Raw genomic sequence first — 21,873 nt, 5'->3', positions numbered from 1 at the left:
AACCTGCACCATCTGTCCTCAGGGCCCTTCTTGCGAATGATCGCTTTGCCGCCTGGTGATGGGTGACAAGGAGCAACAAGCTAGGCGCGTCTTCGTGTAGCGGCCGGGGAATAGAGCGCCTCCTGCTCCCGTCGGATACGCACGGCGGGCAGCGTCTCGTCGATCGCTACATCAGCCCAGGTGATGCAGGAGTCTTTGGCCACTGGCCGGATCATTCGCACATTGTGCGCAAGACCTAGCGGCAGATATCCCTTCGCCAGCGACGTGCTGGCGGGCGTCAACTTTCCGAAGACGGTGTAGCCTCCTTCCCCATCGAGTACATCCCCCGCACGCAAATCCTTCTTTGCGGTAGCGGCAACATCGGCATTGAAGCTCGTTGCTACACCTGTCGGTTCGCCGCGAAGTACGATCGCTGCCACCGATATTCCGAGTTCCAGACCGATCAGGTGCCATTTTTTATAGGAGCTCATGTAACGGCCGGTCGGATCCGTGACAACCTTGTACTCCTCGAAACAATTGCGGATGTACTCGCTATCGCCTTCGAAGCAAACCCAGACGCCCTTTCGAATATCGTTGGGGATCTGAACGCCGTCGGCCGTGAGGCAGGACACGACCTCGACTTGACCCTTTGCCTCCAACACCCCCCCTTCCGAGCGGGGGCGCATCAGCGTGGGAATGTCGTCGACTGATCCCGGAGGGAACGCAAGCCCCTGCGAGGGCGCCTGTAGGCCGGTCGCGTTCGCTATCGCAGCGGATTCGATCGCCGGCTTCGATCCGTCAAGGAAAGCGTTGAACATCTTCGGGTTCATGCCACCGCGTGCAGCTTGCTCGCCGGTCAGCCCCCAGTGATCCCACACCGTTTCAGGCGTCGATTCCCGATATTGCGGCAGCCATTTGTGACCGCGACCAGCTGCGACCACTGGGAAGCCGCATGCCCTCGCCCAGTCAACGAGATCACAAGCCAAAGCCGGTTGATCGCCATAGGCAAGGCTGTAAATCACACCTGCCTGCCTGGCTTTGTGCGCCAGGATCGGTCCGCAGAACGCATCAGCTTCGACCGTTACGTTGATGATCGGCTTGCCAGCCGAAAATGCCGCTAGACAGTGTTCGACGGCAGCCACCGGATTACCAGTGCATTCGGCGATCACGTCAATGCCATGGTATTCGACAAGCGCTTCCCAGTCGTCGGTCAGGAAGGTCGTGCCATTCTCAAGGGCATCATCAAGAGAGACGGCGCCGTACCGCTCCTCGGTCCATCCGACGCGCTTCAGGTTCTCGGTCGCATGAGATGGCGATAGATCGGCGATGCCGACGAGATGCACACCGGGCGTACGCAGAACCTGATGAAGGTACATCGCGCCGAACTTTCCCGCACCGATCAACCCGACCTTGATCGGGCGTCGCTCTGCTTCGCGTTCGAGGAGTTTTGCGTAGAGGTTCACGATGTCTCTCCAGTCATTAAGTGGCGCTGCCCTGTTTCAGATCTTTGGCGGAGGCAGGTTCAACTCCTGCGTCAGCCAGTGCGTGAACATCCGGACCGCTCGGCGGGCCTTGGCCACGCGCGGAAAGACGAGGTAGTGCCCGACATAGCCCACGTCCTTCGCCCGCCCAGCGAGCGGAGCGACGAGCTGACCAGCCGCAATCTCCCGCTCCGCTAGACGCGTCGATTCCAGGGCGACGCCGAGTCCGTCGACGGCTGCGGCGATAGCCATGAAAGACCGGTCGAAGCGCGAGCCACGGGGAACCGGAGGAGCGATCTCGTTCGCATCGAACCAGCTATTCCACCGCACGCGCTTGTTGTCGCTTTCGATGAGCTTCGCGTCGAGGAGATCCTTCGCTGAGGTGATCTGCGCTGCGAGATCCGGCGCGCAGAGAGGACTGACGGTCTCTTCGCCGAGCGGGATGACGATCAATCCCTCCTGCCGCGGCGGCCCGTAGCAGATGTCGGCGTCGAACTCGTCGTGCTCAAACCGCGGATAGTCGACCCCGGCCGCAAGCCGCACCTCGAGCCCGGGTTGCTTGGCCAAGAGGTCTCGCAAGCGCGGCATGAGCCATTGCGCGGCCATGGACGGTGCGCAGTGCAGTCGCAGCAGGTTGCCGGAGCGCGAGCCGACGGTCTCGATGCCTTGCCGCATCTCGTCGAAGCCAGACGCGACGTGGCGCATCAGCGCTTCGCCTGCCGTGTTGAGATGGACGGCACGGCTCTGCCTGTCGAACAGCACCGCACCCATCAGGCTTTCGAGCTTACGGACCGCGTGGCTGACCGCGCTCGGCGAAATCCCGAGTTCCTCGCCGGCTGCCCGAAAGGAGCCCGTCCGGGCTGCGGCCTCGAAGGCCTGGAGCGCGGAAAGCGGCAAGCGTCTCATGTCTTCCTCAGGACGACGTTTGATAATTGCCGACATCGGCCGACCATCGCGAGGAGGCCAGCAGGATGAATTCAATTCATCAAATAGCGCAATTTTTGCGTTTTTCCCATGGGAAAAGGCGAGTCAGTATCATGCAATAAAAATCACACCAGTTCGAGGGATGAAATGCTGCTTCAAAACAAGACCGCCGCGATTTCCGGCGCCGCGAGCGCCCGCGGCATCGGCTTGGCCACGGCGAAGCTTTTCGCGAGCCATGGCGCGCGCATCGCCATCCTCGATATCGACGAGTCGGCCGCGCAAAAGGCCGCCGCCGAGCTCGGCCCGCAGCATATCGGCCTCGGCTGCGATGTCGCGAACAAGGCGTCCTGTCAGGCCGCCGCCGACAAGGTGATCAAGGCTTTCGGTCAGCTCGATATCCTGATCAACAATGCGGGCGTCACCCAGCCGGTGAAGACGCTGGAGATCGACGAGGCGAGCTGGGATCGCATCCAGGACATCAATTGCAAGGGCGTCCTGTTCCTGAGCCAGGTCTTCATCCCGCATATGCAGGCGCGCAAGCAGGGTTCGATCGCCTGCATGTCCTCCGTGTCGGCGCAACGCGGCGGCGGCATTTTCGGCGGGCCGCACTATTCCTCGGCGAAGGCGGGCGTGCTCGGGCTCGCCAAGGCGATGGCGCGCGAATTCGGGCCGGACGGCATCCGCGTGAACTGCGTGACGCCAGGCCTGATCCAGACCGACGTCACCGGCGGCAAACTGACCGAGGAGATGCGCAGGGAGATTATCAAGGGGATCCCGCTCAACCGGCTCGGCGACGCGAGCGACGTGGCGGGCATCTACCTGTTCCTCGCCTCCGACCTCTCGGCCTACGTCACGGGCGCGGTGATCGACGTCAATGGCGGCATGCTGATCCACGGCTGAGCTCCAGCCGTCCGCTCCGGCCGGCGATTCGCCACTGTCGCCAATGCCCCCCTTAAGAAGGCTCAGTACTCATGAGAACCGCTCCACTCGGCCACAACGTTTCGCTTGAACGCCGTGCCTGGAATATCCGGCGCCATGCCATCCTGATGGGCGAGGTCCAGGGGCAAGGATACATCGCGCAGGCGCTGGATGTCGCCGACATCCTGGCCACCGCCTATTTCCATGCCATGCGCTACCGACCCGACGATCCCGGCTGGGGGGAGCGCGATCGTTTCCTTCTCTCCAACGGCCACTACGCAATTGCCCTGTACGCAGCGTTGATCGAGGCCGGGATCATTCCGGAGGACGAGCTGGAAACCTATGGCTCGGACGAAAGCCGCCTGCCGATGTCCGGCATGGCGAGCTACACGCCCGGCATGGAGATGTCGGGCGGCTCGCTCGGTCTCGGGCTGTCCATCGCGGTCGGCAAATGCCTCGGCCTCAAGCGGAAACGTTCCGACAGTCGCGTCTACACGCTGTTCTCGGATGGCGAGCTGGACGAAGGCTCGGTCTGGGAGGCGATCATGTCCGCCGCCCACCACAAGCTCGACAACCTTATCGCCATCGTCGACGTCAACAACCAGCAGGCCGACGGCCCCTCGACCACGGTCATGGGCCTCGAGCCGCTAAAGGACAAGCTCGAGGCCTTCGGCTGGTTCGTCCAGCGCATCGACGGCAACGATCTCGCGGCGGTGCGCGCCGCCTTCGATGCGGCCAAGGCGCAGCACGGCCAGTGCAAGCCCAGCATGATCATCGCCGACACGCTGATGGGCAAGGGCGTGCCCTTCCTGGAGGCGCGCGAGAAGAACCATTTCATCCGCGTGGAATCCCATGAATGGCGGCTTGCGCTCGATGCACTCGACGAGAGGAAGCCTTCATGAAGCCCGCAGCTCCGAAAACCGACGCCGGCAAGCCGCGCCTGACCACCTCGGCAATGATCGCCTCGATCGCGGGCGAAGGGCAGCGAACCAAGCCAGCTCCATTCGGCCACGCGCTCGTCGAGTTGGCGAAAGAGGACGGCTCGATCCTCGGCATGACCGCCGATCTCGGCAAGTACACCGACTTGCACATCTTCGCGCAGGCCTTTCCCGATCGATACTACCAGATGGGGATGGCGGAGCAGTTGCTGTTCGGTGCCGCCTCCGGACTGGCAGCGGAAGGCTTCACGCCTATCGCGACGACCTATGCCGTCTTCGCCTCGCGCCGCGCCTACGACTTCATCCACCAGACGATCGCGGAGGAGGACCGCAATGTGAAGATCGCCTGCGCGCTGCCGGGACTTACCTCTGGCTATGGTCCCTCCCATCAGGCGACCGAAGACCTCGCCCTGTTCCGCGCCATGCCGAATATGGTGGTGATCGATCCTTGCGATGCACACGAGATCGAGCAGGTCGTGCCGGCAATGGTGCGCCACAAGGGCCCGGTCTACATGCGCCTGCTGCGTGGGCAGGTTCCGCTCGTGCTCGACGAGTACGGCTACAGCTTCGAGCTCGGCAAGGCCAAGCTGCTGCGGGACGGGTACGAGGTCCTCTTCATCTCCTCGGGCATCATGACGATGCGCGCGCTGGAAGCCGCGAAGGCGCTGGTGAGCGACCGTATCGATGCCGGCGTCCTGCACGTCCCGACAATCAAGCCGCTCGATGCCGCGACGATCCTGGCCTGCTGCGCAAAGCCCGGCCGACTCGTCGTGGTTGCCGAGAACCACACGGTCAATGGCGGCCTGGGCGAGGCCGTCGCCGGCTTGCTGATGCGCAAGGGCGTGCATCCGGCCTTTCGCATGATCGGTCTGCCGGACGAATTCCTCGCGGCGGGCGCGCTGCCAACGCTGCACGACCGCTACGGCATATCGACGGAAGCGCTCTGCGCCAGGGTCAAAGGGTGGCTGAAATAGCCTCAGAACGCTGCAGCTCCCGGCAAGGGGAGTGCAGGATCGGGCGGGCGGCCCGCTTTCGACGACCGTCGCACTCGCTCAACTTGGAAGCCAAACAGCAGTACGCTGTCACTGACTACTATGCACGCTGGCCCGCGCGCCAGCCCATTTCCCAGAAGTCCGATTCGAGTCGCGTAGCTTCCTTGAAGATCGCGATCAGCTCGGCCTCGCGGGCGGGCGTGGTGTAGAGATCGGCGAGATTCTCCAGATGAGCCCGCGCTTTCGCCGCGACCTCCTGATATGGCGCGCCGGCATATTCGGCAATCCAGACGCGATATGGATTCGTTGCAGCGAGCGCATCGGGTCGCGACGCAAGCCGCGTCGCAATCTCCGCGTAGCCGATCACGCAAGGCGCAAGCGCCACCTTGAGTGCCAACAGATCGCCGCGCATTCCAGCGTCAAGTACGTAACGTGTATAGGCCAGCATCTCGACGGCAGGCGGGGCCTGTTCGAGATCGCCGGGCGACAGGCCCCAGCCGGCACAGAGCTTCACGTGCAGGTTCATCTCGACGTCGAGGATGGCCGAGAGGCCGGCGGCCGCTTCACGCATGTCGGCAAGCTTGGGCGACTTGTAGACGGCGAGCGCGTAGGCGCGGGCAAACTCGATAAGGAAAAGGTAGTCCTGGACGAGGTAGTGACGAAACGCCGCCTCGGCGAGCGATCCATCCGCCACCCCGTTCGTGAAGGGATGTTCGGTGTAGGCCCGCCACTCGGCGGATGCGGCTGTCTTTAGGCGCTCGAAGAAACTCATGATCTCTTACCGGGTTTGCTTTCCAGGAACGTCTTGTCGCTACTGCTGACGCGCCGTGGGCCGGGAAGGTTCCCTTACCAAGCCTCCCCAAGGCGGGTCCAAGATACTACGTTAGGGTCATGAAGAATCATGGTCGTCCCCAAGCCATCGGGCCAATAGCCACACCAGAGCCCTTCGTGCGGCAAAGCTTCGACGACGCGCGCAAGGCGGTCGCGGCTTTGCGATCACTTTATGCCCGAAACACCCAGTTCCTGCGCGATTCCTTCGCCGCGCTCGCGGCTGGCAGCGACAGTAACCGGCGATACCGGGCGTTTTATCCGGAAATCAGCGTCACCACGAGTTCATACACCCAGGTCGATTCTCGTCAGTCCTATGGCCACATGCCGACGCCTGGGCACTACTCGACCACGATCACCCAGCCCGACCTGTTCGAAACCTATCTCATCGAGCAGCTCTATTTGATCATGCGCAACCATGGCGTTCCGGTCGTCGTATCGGAATCGGAAACCCCCATCCCGCTGCATTTTGCTTTTCAGGAAGGCACCTACGTTGACGGCGCCGCCGCCAGGAACATCAAGCGACCGATCCGAGACCTGTTCGACGTTCCAGATCTTGATGGAACCGACGATCAGATCGCCAATGGCACATACGAATCACCGGCCGGCCGGCCAAGGCCGCTGGCGCAATTCACCGCGCAGCGCGTCGACTATTCCCTGCATCGCCTGCAGCACTACACGGCCACCAGCCCCAACCACTTTCAGAACTTCGTGTTGTTCACCAACTACCAATTCTACATCGACGAGTTCTGTGCTCGCGCCAGGGACCTGATGGCGAACGGCGATAGCGGCTATGCCGAATTCGTCGAGCCCGGCAACGTCATCATCAGACGCGGCGAACAGCGGCCGGCCGGCGTCACAACGGCGCGTCTGCCGCAGATGCCGGCATATCATTTGAAGAGGCCGGACTACGCAGGCATCACCATGGTCAATATCGGTGTCGGGCCCGCGAACGCCAAGACGATCACCGACCATATCGCCGTGCTCAGACCACACGCGTGGCTCATGCTCGGGCACTGTGCCGGATTGCGCGATACCCAGGCGCTGGGCGACTACGTGCTGGCCCACGCTTATGTGCGGGAGGATCATGTTCTCGACGACGATCTCCCGCTATGGGTGCCCCTTCCCGCGCTGGCCGAAATCCAGGTTGCACTCGAGGAGGCCGTGGCGGAAGTGACCGGGCTATCGGGATATGACTTAAAGCGCGTCATGCGCACCGGCACCGTCGCCTCCATCGACAATCGCAATTGGGAATTGCGCGACCGCCGTGGTCCGATTCAGCGGCTCTCGCAGTCGCGCGCCATTGCGCTCGATATGGAATCGGCGACCATCGCCGCCAACGGATTCCGCTTCCGCGTACCCTACGGCACCTTGCTGTGCGTATCCGACAAGCCGTTGCACGGAGAACTGAAGCTGCCCGGCATGGCCACCGAATTCTACAAGCGGCAGGTGGCCCAGCATCTGACCATCGGCATCCGCACGATGGAGAAGTTGGCGGACATGCCGTTGGAGCGGCTGCACTCGCGCAAGCTCAGAAACTTCTCGGAAACGGCCTTCCAGTAAGCCGCGCCGAGAGCTGTCGGGGCCTTATCGCGTCCCGTAGGCGCGGTCGCCTGCATCACCGAGGCCTGGCAGGATAAAGGCGTTTGCATCGAGCCCCTCGTCGATACCGGCCGTCCACAACCGCACATCGGGATGCAGGCCTCGGAAGCGCTCCACACCTTCCGGCGCGGCAAGCAGGCATACCAGCCGGATATCCTTCGCGCCGCGTTCCTTCAGCCGGTCCACCGCCGCCACCGCCGTGTTCGCCGTCGCAAGTACCGGTGACACCACGATTGCCAGTCGCTCGTGAAGATCGGACGGCGATTTGAAGAAATATTCGACCGCCACGAACGAATGCGGTTCGCGATAGAGCCCGATATGCGCGACGCGAGCGGTCGGAACGAGGTCCAGCATCCCGTCGACAAAGGTCACCCCTGCCCGCAACACCGGCACGAAAACCAGTTTCTTGCCCGCGATCTTGGCGGAGTGCATTCGCGCTAGCGGCGTCTCGACCTCCACATCGGTTAGCGGCAGGTCGCGCGTCACCTCGTAACAAAGCAGCATTCCGATCTCCTTGAGGAGCTCGCGAAAAGACTTGGTCGAAATCGTCTTGTCGCGGATCAGCGTAAGCTTGTGCTGGACCAACGGGTGATCCACGATCGTAACGCCTTCCATGCCTTTGCTCCCTGAAATCGCCAAACAAGCCCTAGAAAACCGTACCGTCGCTACTGACCTTGAGGGGTGGCGAACCGTCAGGCCGGCGAGCGAAAGCCAGCGCCCTGCCCGCAGCCCAGGTGCCGCCTTCCAGAATCTTGGCCAATGGAAGAGAGACCGCGTCAAGACCAACGCGTTGCCGTAACAGATCCGCCAGCCGGTCCAGCAGCGCGACGGTCAGCGCCCTCCACTCGACCACGAGCGAAGAGGCGACATCATGTTCGCGTTGCGCGTCCATGGGGTCGCGCAGCACCAGTACGCCGGCGTCGACGAACAATCCGCCGTTGCGGTATTCCGCGAGGCCCGTCAGGCCGTCGATATCCGTGACCTGCAGCCCCGCCCGCTGCATCGGCTCGATCAGCGAATACGACAGCCACTGCGAGAGCTTGTGCAGCGGCACCAGCCCGCTGGTCGCATCCTCGGTCTTGAGCGCCGGATGACGCCAGCAATCTCCTAACGGAATTCCGCCGAGCGTTATGCGCGACGGCCAGATCGGCCCCAATTGGCGCAAAAGTTCTGACAAAATCGTCGAGGCAGCGATCACCCCCGCGTCGGCCGTCCCTGTGAGGTGATCGAACAACCCGCCGGGCCGAGCCGCGTCGCCGCGGGCGAAAATCTGCCGCGACGCCGATGCTACTTCGCCGAGCCGGCGAAGAAGGCTGATGCGGCCCTCGAGGCCAACCAGCGGATTATCGTCCGCAACCTGAAAGCCAGTCTGCAGATCGGCAACGGTCAGCCGCTGAAGCACAGCGGCATCCGCTCGCAACGGTTCGTCAGCCTTCGCTGAGAAGACGCCGCGCGCAAACATGTCCAGACTGGCAAGCGCCAACCCCTCCGACCGGCCGATACTTGCGCCCGTCAAGGGATCGCGATAGCGCCACGACGGGCCTGCTCCGGCGTCAAGCAGCACGCTGATCATGGCGAGGTCAAACTCGGCGCGCGCACGTTCTTCCCTGTCGCGCCAATTCCTCGCGTCCGCAAGCGCTGCCCAGCGATCAATGCCGACGACGACAAAGTGGCGCCAGCGCGAGTGAAAGGGAATATCGAACGTCGGATAGGCCTTGCGCGTTGTCGCAAGCACGAGATCAACCGCCTCGTCGAGCCGGCCAAGATCGACTTTGAAATGCTGAAGCTGGTCGTTCAACCCGATTTCCAGCATCCGGTGCGCGCGACTGCGCACCGCTTCCGCACTTAAGAGTGATAAGCCGTCTGCCGTCGCGTCTGCTGTCACGATCAATGGCCCTGGCTCGCCCTAGTATTTTTCGAGCGGCCGACCGGAGGCGATCAGGTCCTCAGGTTTCGCGTCAGGTGAAAAATATCCCGCGGCTTTCTTGGCGGCCATTTCCACATGGGCGTCGGCGGGAATCATGTAATCGGGAATGGCGACGCGCTCGACAATGTCGATACCCTGCCCCGTCAGCGCATCATACTTCATGTCGCTCATCGAGATGAAGCGATCGATGCGCTTCAATCCCAGCCAGTGAATGACATCCGGCATCAGTTGCTGGAAACGCGCATCCTGCACTCCGGCAACGCATTCCGTTCGTTCGAAATAGGCGGATGCATCGTCGCCATCTTCCTGACGCTTGCGCGCATTGTAGACCAGAAATTTCGTGACCTCGCCGAGCGCCCGGCCTTCCTTGCGGTTGTAGACGATAACGCCCAGGCCCCCCGATTGTCCGGCGCGCGCGCATTCCTCGATGCCCTGAATGAGATATGGACGGCAGGTGCAAATGTCCGAGCCGAAAACATCCGAACCGTTGCACTCGTCATGGACGCGACAGGTGATTTTGGTCCGATGGTCCGGAAGCTTCGTGACATCGCCGAACAGATAGACGGTCGTTCCGCCGATCGGCGGAAGAAAGACCTGCAGATCGGGGCGCGTGACAAGCTCGGGAAACATGCCCGCGGTCTGTTCGAACAGCGCACGCCGCAGATTGGTCACGCTCGTGCCGAAGCGCCGCGCGATCCCGGGCAAGTGCCAGACCGGATCGATCGCTATCTTGACGACGGAGACGGAACCGCTGGCGTGAACGAACTCGCCGTCGGGTACCAGCCGCTTGGCGGCCAGAGCCGCCTGAATTTCCGGCAGGTCGAGCCGGGCCCGCGTGATCGCGATGCTCGGTCGGATATCGATGCCTTCCGTGATTTCAGCGCGAAAGTTCTCCGCGACGAGATGTCCCCACGGATCGAGCGCAACAATGCGTTCCGGATCCATCCATTGCGAGAACGGCCCAACGGTCGCGGCCGGGTGTGTGTTGGTCAGGTCGGGCCGACGGATCGGATCCAGCGTACCCGAAGAAACGGCAAGTGCGCGGTAGACCGCATAGGAGCCCCCGTGAGTGCCAATCACGTTGCGATCCTGCGGACGCGATACCGTCCCGATGATCGGACCACGTTCACGCGCGGTCGGCGCTCCCCACACGATCGGGAATTCATGCGTCGCACCAGGCACCGGATGCGATGTCAGGCGAATATGGTCGATACGATTGGAATTGCTCATCGTTCGGTAGTCCTAAAACGGCAACGGCCCGCCTGAATGACGGGCCTGACCGGAGAACCAAATGAATTATGCGGGTCAGTGACCCTTGCAGTACTATATAGGTAAACTGTGACTATTTACAACAAGGAAGGAAATCCTCCCCTCTGGAAACACCGGCGCAAGAAAGTCCGGAGCGCTACAACGTCAGGCCGGGCAGATCGAGCCCGTTGGCGCGGGCACATGCAATCGCGCTTTCATAGCCGGCGTCGGCATGACGCATGACGCCCGATGCCGGATCGTTCCACAACACGCGTTCAAGTCGACGCGCCGCCTCTTGCGTTCCGTCGGCGACAATGACCATGCCGGCGTGCTGCGAATAGCCGATCCCGACGCCGCCGCCATGATGTATCGAGACCCAGGTGGCCCCGCTGGCACAATTGAGCAGCGCATTGAGCAGCGGCCAGTCCGACACTGCATCCGAGCCGTCGCGCATCGCTTCGGTTTCGCGGTTCGGGCTCGCAACCGAGCCGCTGTCGAGATGATCGCGGCCGATGACGATCGGCGCCTTCAGTTCGCCGCGCGCCACCATGTCATTGAACGCCATGCCGAGCCGGTGGCGATCACCAAGACCGACCCAGCAGATTCGTGCCGGCAGCCCCTGGAACTTGATCCGTGCTTTCGCCATGTCGAGCCAGTTATGGAGATGCTTATCGTCCGGCATCAGCTCCTTGACCTTGGCGTCGGTCCGAAAAATATCTTCGGGATCTCCTGATAGCGCCGCCCACCGGAACGGGCCGACACCGCGGCAAAACAGCGGACGGATGTAAGCCGGTACGAAGCCGGGGAAATCGAACGCATTCTTCAATCCCATGTCCTTGGCCATCTGGCGGATGTTGTTGCCATAGTCGAGCGTGGGAATACCTTGCGCGTGGAAATCCAGCATGGCCTGAACGTGGCCGACCATGGAGGTCTTGGCCGCGACTTCAACTGCTTTCGGGTCGGCCTCGCGTTTCGACTCCCACTCGGCAAGCGTCCATCCCTTCGGCAAATAGCCGTTGATCGGATCGTGCGCGCTGGTCTGGTCGGTAACGATGTCCGGCCTGACGCCGCGGCGCACCAGCTCGGGAAAGAGTTCGGCGGCATTGCCAAGCAGGCCGACGGAAACCGGCTTCCTGTTCTGCGTCGCCTCCGTCATGATCGCGAGCGCCTCGTCGAGCGAAGATGCCTGCCGGTCGAGGTAACCCGTGCGCAACCGCATCTCGATGCGGCTCGGTTGGCATTCGATCGCGAGCATCGACGCCCCGGCCATGGTCGCAGCGAGCGGCTGCGCGCCGCCCATCCCGCCGAGACCCGCCGTCAAGATCCACTTGCCCGAGAGGTTGCCTCCGTAATGACGTCGCCCGACCTCGACAAACGTTTCGTACGTCCCCTGCACGATGCCCTGGCTGCCGATGTAGATCCACGATCCGGCCGTCATCTGGCCGAACATCGTCAGCCCGGCCCTGTCGAGCTCATTGAAGTGATCGAGCGTCGCCCAGTGCGGCACCAGATTCGAGTTCGCGATCAGCACGCGCGGCGCATCGGCATGGGTGCGAAAAATTCCGACCGGCTTGCCCGACTGCACCACCAGCGTCTGGTCGCCTTCGAGCTTGCGCAGCGAGGCGACGATCCGGTCAAAACTGTCCCAGTCGCGGGCGGCCCGGCCGATTCCGCCATAGACGACGAGTTCGCTGGGACGTTCGGCAACGTCGGGATCGAGATTGTTCATCAGCATTCGAAGCGGCGCTTCCGTCAGCCAGCTCTTGGCGCTGATCTCGGGCCCGTGGGGCGCCCGGATGATGCGGTCGTTGTCCAGTCGGCGGTTCATGACAAAGAGCCTCTCTCGGCAAGGATTGGAAACGGGTTAATCTCAAGCACCGACATAGCGGCCGTCGGCAACGCGCCGGCTTCAACCAGCGCCGCTGCCTTCGCGAGATCGTCGGCCATGTAGCGATCGCTACCGAGCGCCGGCACCTGCTCGCGCAATACCGCAACCACAGCAGCCAGTGCGGGACTGGTCGAATGCGGTGCGCGCAGCCCAATGCCTTGCGCCGCAACCAATAGCTCGATGCCGAGGATGGTGGAGAGATTGTCCGCCATGTCCGACAACCGGCGCGCCGCGTGTGCGGCCATCGACACGTGATCTTCCTGGTTGGCGCTGGTCGGCGTCGAGTCGATCGAGCAGGCCGAGGCGCGCTGTTTATTCTCCGCATAGAGCGCGGCTGCCGTGACTTCGGCGATCATGAATCCGGAGTTGAGGCCGGGATCGGGAGTCAGGAACGGTGGCAGGCCAAAGTTCAACGCGGGGTCGACAAGGGTAGCGATGCGTCGCTCGCTGATCGCCCCGATCTCGGAGAGTGCCAGCGCAATCTGGTCGGCTGCAAAGGCGACCGGCTCCGCGTGAAAATTGCCGCCAGAGACGATCTCTCCGGTCTCGACCAGCACCAGCGGGTTGTCGGTGACGGCGTTGGCTTCGATCGTCAGCGTGCGGGCGGCTTCCGTCAAAAGGTCGAGCGCGGCGCCGGCCACCTGCGGCTGACAGCGCAGGCAATAGGGATCCTGCACGCGCTCGTCGCCCTCCAAATGCGACATGCGGATATCGCTACCCTCAAGCAACGCCGTCAGTGCCGCGCCGGCGGCGATTTGCCCGGCATGCCCGCGCAGTTGTTGGATCTCGGGACGAAACGGCGCCGTCGAAGCCATCGCGGCGTCGACCGACAACGCGCCTGTCACTAGCGCCGCACTGGCCAGGCCATGAGCGCGCAGCAATCCGGAAATGGCGTAGGCCGTCGAAAACTGCGTGCCATTGATCAGCGCGAGGCCTTCCTTCGGACCGAGCGCCACGGGCGCAAGACCGGTGGCCGCCAGTGCATCGCGGGCCGGCACAACGCTTCCGCCGACCAGCGCCTGTCCCTCGCCGATCATGACCGCCGTCATATGCGCGAGCGGCGCCAGATCGCCGGACGCTCCGACCGACCCTTGCTGCGGCACCAGCGGACAAATGCCCTTCGCCAACATGGCCTGGAGCTGCTCGATGATTTCGCGGCGCACGCCCGATGCGCCTCGTCCCAGCGAGACGATCTTCAGCGCCATCATCAGGCGAACGATCGGCTCCGGCGTCGGCGGCCCCACCCCGCAGCAATGCGACACAATGAGATTGTGTTGCAGCAGCGCCGTCTGGTCGGCAGCAATCCGTTTCGACGCCAGTTTTCCGAATCCGGTATTGATGCCGTACGCCGGGGCTTCCGCGCGCGCGGCCGCCGCAACAATCGCCGATGCAGCTTCAACGCGCGGCCAGAACGATGGATCGAGCACGACCGGAGCGCCGGCAAGGACTTGCGCCAGATCGTCGAGGCTGACCCTTCCAGGCGAAACCACAATGGGGGCGTCGGGGCGGCTCACTGTCCCCTCCACACCCGGCTATGCAACGGATTAAAGCCGATCCGGTAAACCAGCTCGGCCGGCCGCTCGATCTCCCAGATCGCAAGATCACACCATTTGCCCGCATGGAGCGTTCCTGTCTCGCCGAGAATTCCGAGCGCGCGCGCACCTTCCCGCGTTACGCCAGCGAGGCATTCGGCAACGGTCATCCGGAACAGCGTTGCGCCCATGTTCATGACAAGCAACAGCGACGTCAGCGGCGAACTGCCAGGATTGCAGTCGGTCGCAAGTGCCATGTTGACGCCGTGGGCGCGGAATAGTTCGATCGGCGGCTTTGTCGTCTCGCGAATAAAGTAGAACGCGCCCGGCAGCAGCACGGCCACCGTCCCTGCCCGCGCCATTGCCGCGGCGCCGGCATCATCTGTGTGCTCCAGATGATCAGCCGATAAGGCTGAGAATTCCGCCGCAAGCGCGGCGCCGCCGAGGTTCGAGAGCTGATCCGCATGCAGTTTGACCGGCAATCCAAGCGTCGTTGCCGCGCGAAACACCCGCGCCGTTTGCTCTCCCGAAAACGCAATGCTTTCCATGAAGGCATCGACGGCATCGGCCAATCCGGCCTGCGCCACCGCCGGCAGCATCTCGCGGCAGACAAGATCGATATACCGATCCTTGTCACCGTCAGCTTCCGGGGGTGTCGCATGCGCGCCGAGAAACGTCGTCTTGATGGTGACCGGCCGGGTGTCGCCCAGCGCGCGCGCCGCCGATAGCTGACGCATCTCGGTTTCGGTATCGAGCCCGTAGCCGGACTTGATCTCCAGCGTCGTGACGCCCTCGCCGATCAGGGCGTCGAGCCTTGGCAGCGCGCCAGCAACAAGCTCGGCCTCGCTGGACGCCCGCGTCGCCGCGACCGTCGAGACAATGCCGCCGCCGGCGCGCGCGATCTCTTCGTAGCTCGCTCCCTGCAGCCGCAGCTCGAACTCGTGGGCGCGGTTTCCGCCAAAGACCAGATGGGTATGACAATCCACCAGTCCCGGCGTGATCCAGCGCCCCGCGCAATCGATCCGCTCGACCGCATCGGCGTCCAATGGAAAGTCGGAACGGTTGCCGGCGAACGCGATGCGGCCGTCGCGCGCGGCGATCAGGCCGTCCTCGATCACACCGAGCCCGGACAGATCCTCCCGGACCGTGGCGAGCCGGGCGTTGAGCCAGATTCGATCGAAGCGCTCGGCCATGCAGCTCTCCTTCAGCGGCAGGAGCTTGACGTATCTATATGTCTATACATAAAATCGTGTAAGTGTTCTGTCCAGCCGGTTTCGAAACATGTCGACACTGCATTTCGCATCAGCGCTGCTCCCCTCGGGGTGGGCTGATGACGTGCAGGTGGTGGTGACAGACCAGACCATCACCAAGGTTACGGCCGGCGTGGCGCCGAGACCGCAGGACGAGCGCTACAAGCTGGCGATTCCGGGCATAGCGAGCCTGCATAGCCATGCGTTCCAGCGTGGCATGGCGGGGCTCGCCGAAACGCGCGGCAACTCCGCGGATACGTTCTGGACATGGCGCGAGACGATGTATCGCTTCGCGCTCGAAATGACGCCAGAAGACACCGAAGCCGTCGCCACGCTGCTCTATGTCGAGATGCTCGAGCAAGGCTATACGCGCGTCGGCGAGTTCCACTATCTCCATCACGACCACGACGGCGCGCCCTACGCCAACCCTGCGGAGATGGCGACGCGAATTGCGCGGGCCGCCGAAATCTCCGGCATCGGGCTGACGCTGCTGCCGAGTTTCTATGCACACAGCTCGTTCGGCGGAGCGGCACCACATGCCGGCCAGCGCCGGTTCATCTGCTCGGTCGATCAGTTTGCTAAACTGATTGCTGCGGCGAGCATCGCCGTCCGCGCATTGCCCGGAGCCAATGTCGGCATCGCGCCGCATAGCCTGCGCGCCGTGACGCCTGACGAATTAGCGGCCATCGCGCCATTGGCCGAAGCCGGACCAGTGCATATCCACGCCGCCGAACAGATCAGGGAAGTCGAGGAATGCATCGCCTGGTCGGGCCGGCGGCCCGTTGAGTGGCTGCTCGAACATGCGCCCGTCGATCAGCGCTGGTGCCTGATCCATGCGACCCATATGACTGAGACGGAAACCGCCGCGCTTGCAAGAAGCGGTGCGGTCGCCGGACTCTGCGCGGTCACTGAGGCCAGTCTTGGCGACGGCATTTTTCCGGCCCGAGAATTCCTCGACGCCGGCGGGCGGTTCGGCATCGGGACCGACTCCAACGTGCTGGTCGGCGTCACCGATGAACTGCGTCAGCTCGAATATGGCCAGCGCTTGAAACACCGAGAGCGCAATGTGCTGTCCGGCGGTCCCGGCCTGTCGACCGGCCGCGCGCTGTTCGACGCCGCACTCACCGGCGGCGCCCAGGCGCTCGCACAGCCAACTGCTGGCCTCCAGGCCGGTGCACGCGCCGACATCGTGACTCTCGACACCACTCATCCTTCGCTTGCCGAGCGTCGGGGGGATGCCGTCCTCGACGGCTGGATTTTTGCAGCAGGCGCAAGTGCCGTCGACACGGTCTGGGCAGGCGGCGCCAAAGTCGTCGAGAAAGGACGTCACCGACTCCGCGAGAGCGCACGTGAGACGTTCAACGCAGCGGTGCGGAGGCTTGTGGCATGAGCCTCGCCACCGATCGCGGCAAACTCCAGCCGGCCGACAAGCCGACGCTGTACAAGCAGATCCGGATCGACATCGAGCGCCGCATCCTGACCGGTGAATGGCCGCCCGGTCACCGCATCCCGTTCGAGCACGAGCTGATGTTGCGCTATGGCTGCTCGCGCATGACAGTGAGCAAGGCGCTGTCGGAACTTGCGCAGGCCGATCTCATCGAGCGGCGGCGCAAGGCCGGCAGCTTTGTCCGCCGTCCCACATTTCTGTCGGCGGTGCTCAAGATCGCCGATATCCGAGCAGAGATAAACGCACTCGGCCGCAGTTACGGCTATGAGTTGATCCAGTGCTCGCGGCGCACCGCAAATGCCGCCGACCGCGCCCGCCTTGGCGCAGGGAAGACCGGAAAGGTAATCGCGATTGCATGCCGTCACAGCGCCGACGGCGTGCCATTCGCTATCGAGGACAGGCTGATCGATCTCGACGCCGTGCCCGAAGCGGCTGCGGCAGATTTTGCGGCCGAGCCGCCCGGCTCGTGGCTGCTACACCATGTGCCATGGACGGAAGCCGAGCATTCGATCAGTGCCATCGTGGCTGACGAACAGGCTGCGGCGGCGCTGGATATCGCGATCGGCGCCCCCTGCCTCGTGATCGACCGGCACACCTGGCGCAGCGCCCGGCCGCTCACGGCCGTGCGCCTGCTCTATCCGGGCGAGTCCCATAAACTGATTGCTCGCTTCAAAGGCGGCTTGGAGGGATAGCAATGCGCGATATCTGGCACAAGCTATGCAGCAGTTTTGGTAACAGCTTCGCCGCAACCAGTCTGAAGACCAGTCGATGAACCAGCAAGAGGGATACAGCCATGCGTAGTTTTGGAATTTTCGCGGCAACCGCCGCTCTCCTGGCGGCCGCGCCGGCCGCCGCCCAGGACGTCAAGGTCGGCATCGGCATTTCCGGATGGACCGGTTTCGCCCCGCTCACGCTCGCAAATCAGGCGGGCATCTTCAAGAAGAACGGCCTCGATGTGACGATCAAGAAGATCCCGCAGAAAGACCGCCATCTGGCCATCGCGTCGGGCGACATCCAATGTGCGGCGACCACTGTCGAGACGTGGATATCCTGGAATGCCAATGGCGTCGCCACCAAGCAGATCTTCCAGCTCGACAAGAGCTACGGCGCCGACGGCATGGCCGTGCGAAACAATATCGCCTCGATCAAGGATCTGAAAGGTAAGACGGTTGCCGCGTCGGCGCCCGGCACCTCGCCCTACTTTGCGCTGGCCTGGATGCTCAAGAAGAACGGGCTTTCGGTCAAGGATGTCACGATCGTGAATCTGGAGCCGGCGGCGGCAGCGCAGGCATTCGTCTCGGGCCAGAACGATGCGGCCATGACCTATGAGCCTTACCTCTCGACGGTGCGCGCAGCACCCGACAAGGGCAAGATCATCGCCACCACGCTCGACTATCCGATGGTGATGGACACGTTCGGCTGCACGCCGAAGTTCCTGACTGAAAACCCGAAGGCCGCCAAGGCGCTGGCCGACAGCTATTTCGAGGCGATCGCCCTGATCGAAAAGGATCAGGCCAAGTCGTACGAGATCATGGGGGCCGACGTAAAGCAGTCCGGCGAGCAATTCGGCAACTCGGCCAAATTCCTGCGCTGGCAGGACAAAGCCGCGAACCAGAAATTCTTCGCGGGCGAATTCCTGACCTTCAACAAGGAAGCTGCAGACCTGTTGCTCGAGATCGGCGTCATCAAATCGGTTCCGAATATCGACGACCTCTACGACGCGAGTTTTATCAAGTAGTTTTGTGCGCCGCGCCAGTCCCGCTTTCGGTCGTGAGAGCGGGACGACGGCGATCACCGCACAGCTTTTAGGATATGCCTGTGATACGTCCCCTGGATCCCGTGACATCGAGGCAGCGCGCGGCCTATGGCCTGGCGTTCTTCGTGCTTTTCGTTGCCGTGTGGGCTTGGGCGACCTTCGGCGGCTACGTCTCCAAGACGTTTCTCGCCAACCCGCTGACGATGCTCCAGGAAGGTTGGGAGCTGCTGACAAAGCACGGCTTCCTGTTCGACATCGGCATGACGATCTGGCGCGTCGTCGGCGGCTTTGTGCTGGCGGCCATCATCGCCGTGCCGCTCGGCGTTCTGATGGGGGCCTACAAGCCGATCGAAGCTTTCCTGGAGCCGTTCGTCTCGTTCGCACGTTACCTGCCCGCCTCGGCCTTTATCCCGCTGTTGATCCTGTGGGCGGGCATCGGCGAACTGCAGAAGCTCCTGGTCATTTTCATCGGTTCGGTCTTCCAGATCATCCTGATGGTCACCGTGACAGTCGGAAATACCAGGCGCGACCTCGTTGAAGCCGCCTACACGCTCGGCGCCAGTGACCGCGGCATCATCAACCGTGTGCTGCTGCCCTCCTCTGCGCCCGAGGTCGCGGAGATCCTTCGGCTCGTACTCGGCTGGGCGTGGACCTACGTCATCGTCGCCGAGTTGATCGGCTCATCGTCGGGCATCGGTCACATGATCACCGACAGCCAGGCCCTGCTCAACACCGGCCAGATTATCTTCGGCATCATCGTCATCGGCCTGATCGGGCTGGTGTCGGACTTCCTGTTCAAGGCCTTCAACGCCTGGCTGTTTCCGTGGAAACTGGCATGACCGAGCTGAAAATCGATCAGGTTGCCCGTACTTTCCCCGCGCGCCAGGGGCATGCGCCGACGCGCGCGCTGGAGCCGATCGACCTCAACGTCGGCAACAATGACTTCGTCACCATCCTCGGCCCGTCGGGCTGCGGAAAATCGACGTTGCTGCGCATCGTCGCCGGGCTTGACCGGCCGACCAGCGGCCGTGTCATTCTTGATGGGCAAGAGGTGGCTGGCCCTGGCGCCGATCGCGGCATGGTGTTTCAGTCATACACGCTGTTTCCATGGCTGACCGTGCGCGAAAACATCGCGTTTGGCCTGCGCGAGCGCGGGATATCCGAAGCGGATCGCGGCAAGATCGCCGACGGCTTCATCCAACGGGTCGGCCTATCGGGCTTTGAGAATCATTGGCCGAAGCAACTCTCCGGCGGCATGCAGCAGCGCACGGCGATCGCCCGCGCCCTTGCCAATGATCCAAAAATCCTGTTGCTCGACGAGCCGTTCGGCGCGCTGGACAATCAAACCCGCGTGCTGATGCAGGAAATGCTGCTCGGCATCTGGGAGCGCGAGCAGAAAACTGTGCTGTTCGTCACCCATGACATCGAGGAAGCGATCTTTCTCGGCAGCCGCGTCATCGTCATGAGCGCCCGTCCGGGCCGCATCAAGGCCGAGATCGCGGTCGATCTACCCCACCCGCGATCCTACAAGATCAAGACCACGCCCGAATTCGTCAGCCTGAAGGAACGGCTTGTCGAAGAGATCCGCGCCGAAGCGTTGAAGGTTGCGGTTCATGCCTGACAATCGAGTACTGCGAAATCCGCCCCGGATGCGGTGAAATCAGTCCCGAATTTTGCTACGCTGATCCCTACCTAACAACGTCAACTGGAGCCGCTGGATGCGATCGCATCCATCACTCCTGATCGCCCTCGCGATTGCGCACTTCCAACGCAGTGCGACGTTCCGCATCCCCGACAGGGAGACAGCCCATGGTGAAACCGTTTCCGTCGAAAACCCACATCGGCAACCACATGCTGCATCCGGAAACGCTGATGCTGAACTACGGCTACGATCCGCAACTGTCGGAAGGAGCCGTCAAACCACCGGTCTTCCTGACCTCGACCTTCGTCTTCAGGACTGCCGAAGACGGACAGGACTTCTTCGACTACGTTGCGGGCCGGCGCGAGCCGCCTGAGGGGATGGGCGCTGGTCTGGTTTACTCGCGGTTCAATCACCCTAACAGCGAGATCGTCGAGGACAGGCTGTCGGTGTACGAGCGCGCCGAGAATTGCGCGCTGTTCTCTTCGGGCATGGCCGCGATTTCGACCACAATCCTGGCCTTTGTCCGTCCTGGCGACGTCATCTTGCACTCTCAGCCGCTATATGGCGGGACGGAGACCCTGTTTGCGAAGACGCTTGCGAACCTCTCCATCGGCGCGGTCGGCTTCTCCGACGGCATTGACGAAGCGGCGGTCAGAGCGGCAGCAGGTGACGCCATGCGCAAAGGCCGGCTTGCGATGATCTTCATTGAGACACCGGCCAATCCCACCAATGGCCTGGTCGACATAGCGATGGTCCGCCGGATCGCCGAGATGATCGGCCAAACCCAAGGAAGTACGCCGATCATTGCATGCGATAATACGTTGCTCGGACCGGTGTTTCAGAGACCGATCGAACACGGTGCCGATCTTTCGCTGTACTCGCTGACCAAATATATCGGCGGTCATTCCGACTTGATCGCAGGCGCTGCGCTCGGTTCAAAGGCGCTCATGAAAGACGTCAAAGCGTTACGCGGCGCGATTGGCACCCAACTGGACCCTCATTCCTGCTGGATGATCAGCCGGTCGCTCGAAACACTGGGCATCCGCATGGAGAAGGCTGACGCAAACGCGCGCCTCGTCGCAGACTACCTGCGCGACCATCCAAAAGTGGCAAAGGTCCATTACCTCGGTCACCACGATGAGGCATCCCCCGCCGGCCGCCTGTTTGCGAGGCAATGCAGCGGTGCGGGCTCTACATTCTCCTTCGATATTGTCGGGGGCCAAGCTGCCGCATTCAAATTCCTGAACGCGCTGCAGATCTTCAAGCTGGCCGTGAGCCTTGGCGGCACTGAATCACTTGCCAGCCTGCCCGCAAGCATGACCCACTCCGGCGTTCCGGCCGACATCCGTCAAAAAATAGGCGTTCTCGATTGCACGATCCGGCTGTCGATCGGCATCGAGCACCCATCCGATCTGATCGCTGATATCGCGCAGGCCTTGAACGCGACTTAGCCGCACGTCGGGGGTGGTTCCCGTCTGAGGGCCGGAGCAAGCAATTGCTCTGCCGACAAGATCGATTTAG

Annotated in this window: 19 protein-coding genes; 10 read left to right on the top strand and 9 right to left on the bottom strand. The window is 62.7% G+C overall.

Annotated elements, in window-relative coordinates; all coding sequences use genetic code 11:
- Positions 1-80: 80 nt before the first annotated feature.
- Both YUO_RS0131910 and YUO_RS0131905 read right to left on the bottom strand, forming a co-directional pair.
- Complete coding sequence (locus tag YUO_RS0131910) at positions 81-1,442, bottom strand: NAD(P)H-dependent oxidoreductase (RefSeq protein ID WP_028350877.1); 1,362 nt, start codon at positions 1,440-1,442, stop codon at positions 81-83.
- Between the two features lie 36 nt (positions 1,443-1,478).
- Positions 1,479-2,366, bottom strand: a complete 888-nt coding sequence (locus YUO_RS0131905) for a LysR substrate-binding domain-containing protein (RefSeq protein WP_028350876.1) — start codon at positions 2,364-2,366, stop codon at positions 1,479-1,481.
- Between the two features lie 165 nt (positions 2,367-2,531).
- Here YUO_RS0131905 and YUO_RS0131900 point away from each other — a divergent pair, with 165 nt between their 5' ends.
- The 3 genes from YUO_RS0131900 (at position 2,532) to YUO_RS0131890 (ending at position 5,214) form a co-directional block, all read left to right on the top strand.
- On the top strand, positions 2,532-3,284 hold the full coding sequence (locus YUO_RS0131900) for an SDR family NAD(P)-dependent oxidoreductase (RefSeq protein ID WP_028350875.1): 753 nt from the start codon (positions 2,532-2,534) through the stop codon (positions 3,282-3,284).
- Between the two features lie 71 nt (positions 3,285-3,355).
- A complete protein-coding gene (locus YUO_RS0131895; protein ID WP_028350874.1) occupies positions 3,356-4,204 on the top strand; it encodes a transketolase in 849 nt (282 codons plus the stop codon).
- The gene (locus YUO_RS0131890; protein ID WP_028350873.1) at positions 4,201-5,214 is read left to right on the top strand and encodes a transketolase family protein; all 1,014 of its coding nucleotides are present in this window, start codon (positions 4,201-4,203) and stop codon (positions 5,212-5,214) included. The genes YUO_RS0131895 and YUO_RS0131890 overlap by 4 nt, the downstream gene beginning before the upstream one ends.
- A gap of 118 nt (positions 5,215-5,332) precedes the next feature.
- Here the strand turns inward: YUO_RS0131890 and tenA are convergent, their stop codons facing one another.
- A complete protein-coding gene (gene tenA, locus YUO_RS0131885) occupies positions 5,333-6,004 on the bottom strand; it encodes a thiaminase II (RefSeq protein ID WP_028350872.1) in 672 nt (223 codons plus the stop codon).
- 119 nt (positions 6,005-6,123) lie between these two features.
- Here tenA and YUO_RS0131880 point away from each other — a divergent pair, with 119 nt between their 5' ends.
- Complete coding sequence (locus tag YUO_RS0131880; RefSeq protein ID WP_028350871.1) at positions 6,124-7,623, top strand: AMP nucleosidase; 1,500 nt, start codon at positions 6,124-6,126, stop codon at positions 7,621-7,623.
- Positions 7,624-7,647: 24 nt separating this feature from the next.
- On the opposite strand, the gene upp is transcribed toward YUO_RS0131880, so the two are convergent.
- The 6 genes from upp to hutI all read right to left on the bottom strand — a co-directional run bounded on the left by upp (position 7,648) and on the right by hutI (position 15,450).
- Complete coding sequence (upp, locus tag YUO_RS0131875; RefSeq protein WP_028350870.1) at positions 7,648-8,277, bottom strand: uracil phosphoribosyltransferase; 630 nt, start codon at positions 8,275-8,277, stop codon at positions 7,648-7,650.
- A gap of 31 nt (positions 8,278-8,308) precedes the next feature.
- Positions 8,309-9,547, bottom strand: a complete 1,239-nt coding sequence (locus tag YUO_RS0131870; RefSeq protein WP_028350869.1) for a URC4/urg3 family protein — start codon at positions 9,545-9,547, stop codon at positions 8,309-8,311.
- A gap of 21 nt (positions 9,548-9,568) precedes the next feature.
- Positions 9,569-10,819: a GTP cyclohydrolase II gene (locus YUO_RS0131865; RefSeq protein ID WP_028350868.1), complete on the bottom strand. Its 1,251-nt coding sequence runs from the start codon at positions 10,817-10,819 to the stop codon at positions 9,569-9,571.
- A gap of 175 nt (positions 10,820-10,994) precedes the next feature.
- Positions 10,995-12,665: a urocanate hydratase gene (hutU, locus tag YUO_RS0131860; RefSeq protein WP_028350867.1), complete on the bottom strand. Its 1,671-nt coding sequence runs from the start codon at positions 12,663-12,665 to the stop codon at positions 10,995-10,997.
- Complete coding sequence (gene hutH, locus YUO_RS0131855; protein ID WP_028350866.1) at positions 12,662-14,239, bottom strand: histidine ammonia-lyase; 1,578 nt, start codon at positions 14,237-14,239, stop codon at positions 12,662-12,664. The genes hutU and hutH overlap by 4 nt, the downstream gene beginning before the upstream one ends.
- A complete protein-coding gene (gene hutI, locus YUO_RS0131850; protein WP_028350865.1) occupies positions 14,236-15,450 on the bottom strand; it encodes an imidazolonepropionase in 1,215 nt (404 codons plus the stop codon). Before hutI ends, hutH begins: the two co-directional genes overlap by 4 nt.
- 88 nt (positions 15,451-15,538) lie before the next feature.
- On the opposite strand from hutI, the gene YUO_RS0131845 reads away from it, so the two are divergent.
- From YUO_RS0131845 to YUO_RS0131820, 6 genes are all read left to right on the top strand, one after another.
- Positions 15,539-16,897 (top strand): formimidoylglutamate deiminase, encoded by a 1,359-nt coding sequence (locus YUO_RS0131845; protein ID WP_028350864.1) that lies wholly within the window; start codon positions 15,539-15,541, stop codon positions 16,895-16,897.
- Positions 16,894-17,646 carry a histidine utilization transcriptional repressor HutC gene (gene hutC, locus YUO_RS0131840; protein ID WP_028350863.1) on the top strand — a complete coding sequence of 251 codons (753 nt, stop codon included), beginning with the start codon at positions 16,894-16,896 and terminating at the stop codon, positions 17,644-17,646. The genes YUO_RS0131845 and hutC overlap by 4 nt, the downstream gene beginning before the upstream one ends.
- Positions 17,647-17,747: 101 nt before the next feature.
- The gene (locus YUO_RS0131835; RefSeq protein ID WP_028350862.1) at positions 17,748-18,692 is read left to right on the top strand and encodes an ABC transporter substrate-binding protein; all 945 of its coding nucleotides are present in this window, start codon (positions 17,748-17,750) and stop codon (positions 18,690-18,692) included.
- 83 nt (positions 18,693-18,775) lie between these two features.
- Complete coding sequence (locus YUO_RS0131830) at positions 18,776-19,549, top strand: ABC transporter permease (protein WP_028350861.1); 774 nt, start codon at positions 18,776-18,778, stop codon at positions 19,547-19,549.
- Complete coding sequence (locus tag YUO_RS0131825) at positions 19,546-20,331, top strand: ABC transporter ATP-binding protein (RefSeq protein WP_028350860.1); 786 nt, start codon at positions 19,546-19,548, stop codon at positions 20,329-20,331. Before YUO_RS0131830 ends, YUO_RS0131825 begins: the two co-directional genes overlap by 4 nt.
- Positions 20,332-20,519: 188 nt before the next feature.
- Positions 20,520-21,803 (top strand): cystathionine gamma-synthase family protein, encoded by a 1,284-nt coding sequence (locus YUO_RS0131820; RefSeq protein ID WP_028350859.1) that lies wholly within the window; start codon positions 20,520-20,522, stop codon positions 21,801-21,803.
- The last annotated feature ends 70 nt before the right edge of the window (positions 21,804-21,873 follow it).

The sequence above is a fragment of the Bradyrhizobium murdochi genome, assembly GCF_000472965.1.
Lineage (GTDB): Bacteria > Pseudomonadota > Alphaproteobacteria > Rhizobiales > Xanthobacteraceae > Bradyrhizobium > Bradyrhizobium murdochi.
The sequence above is the reverse complement of the archived record's forward strand: the minus strand, read 5'-3'. Positions and strand labels throughout refer to the sequence as shown.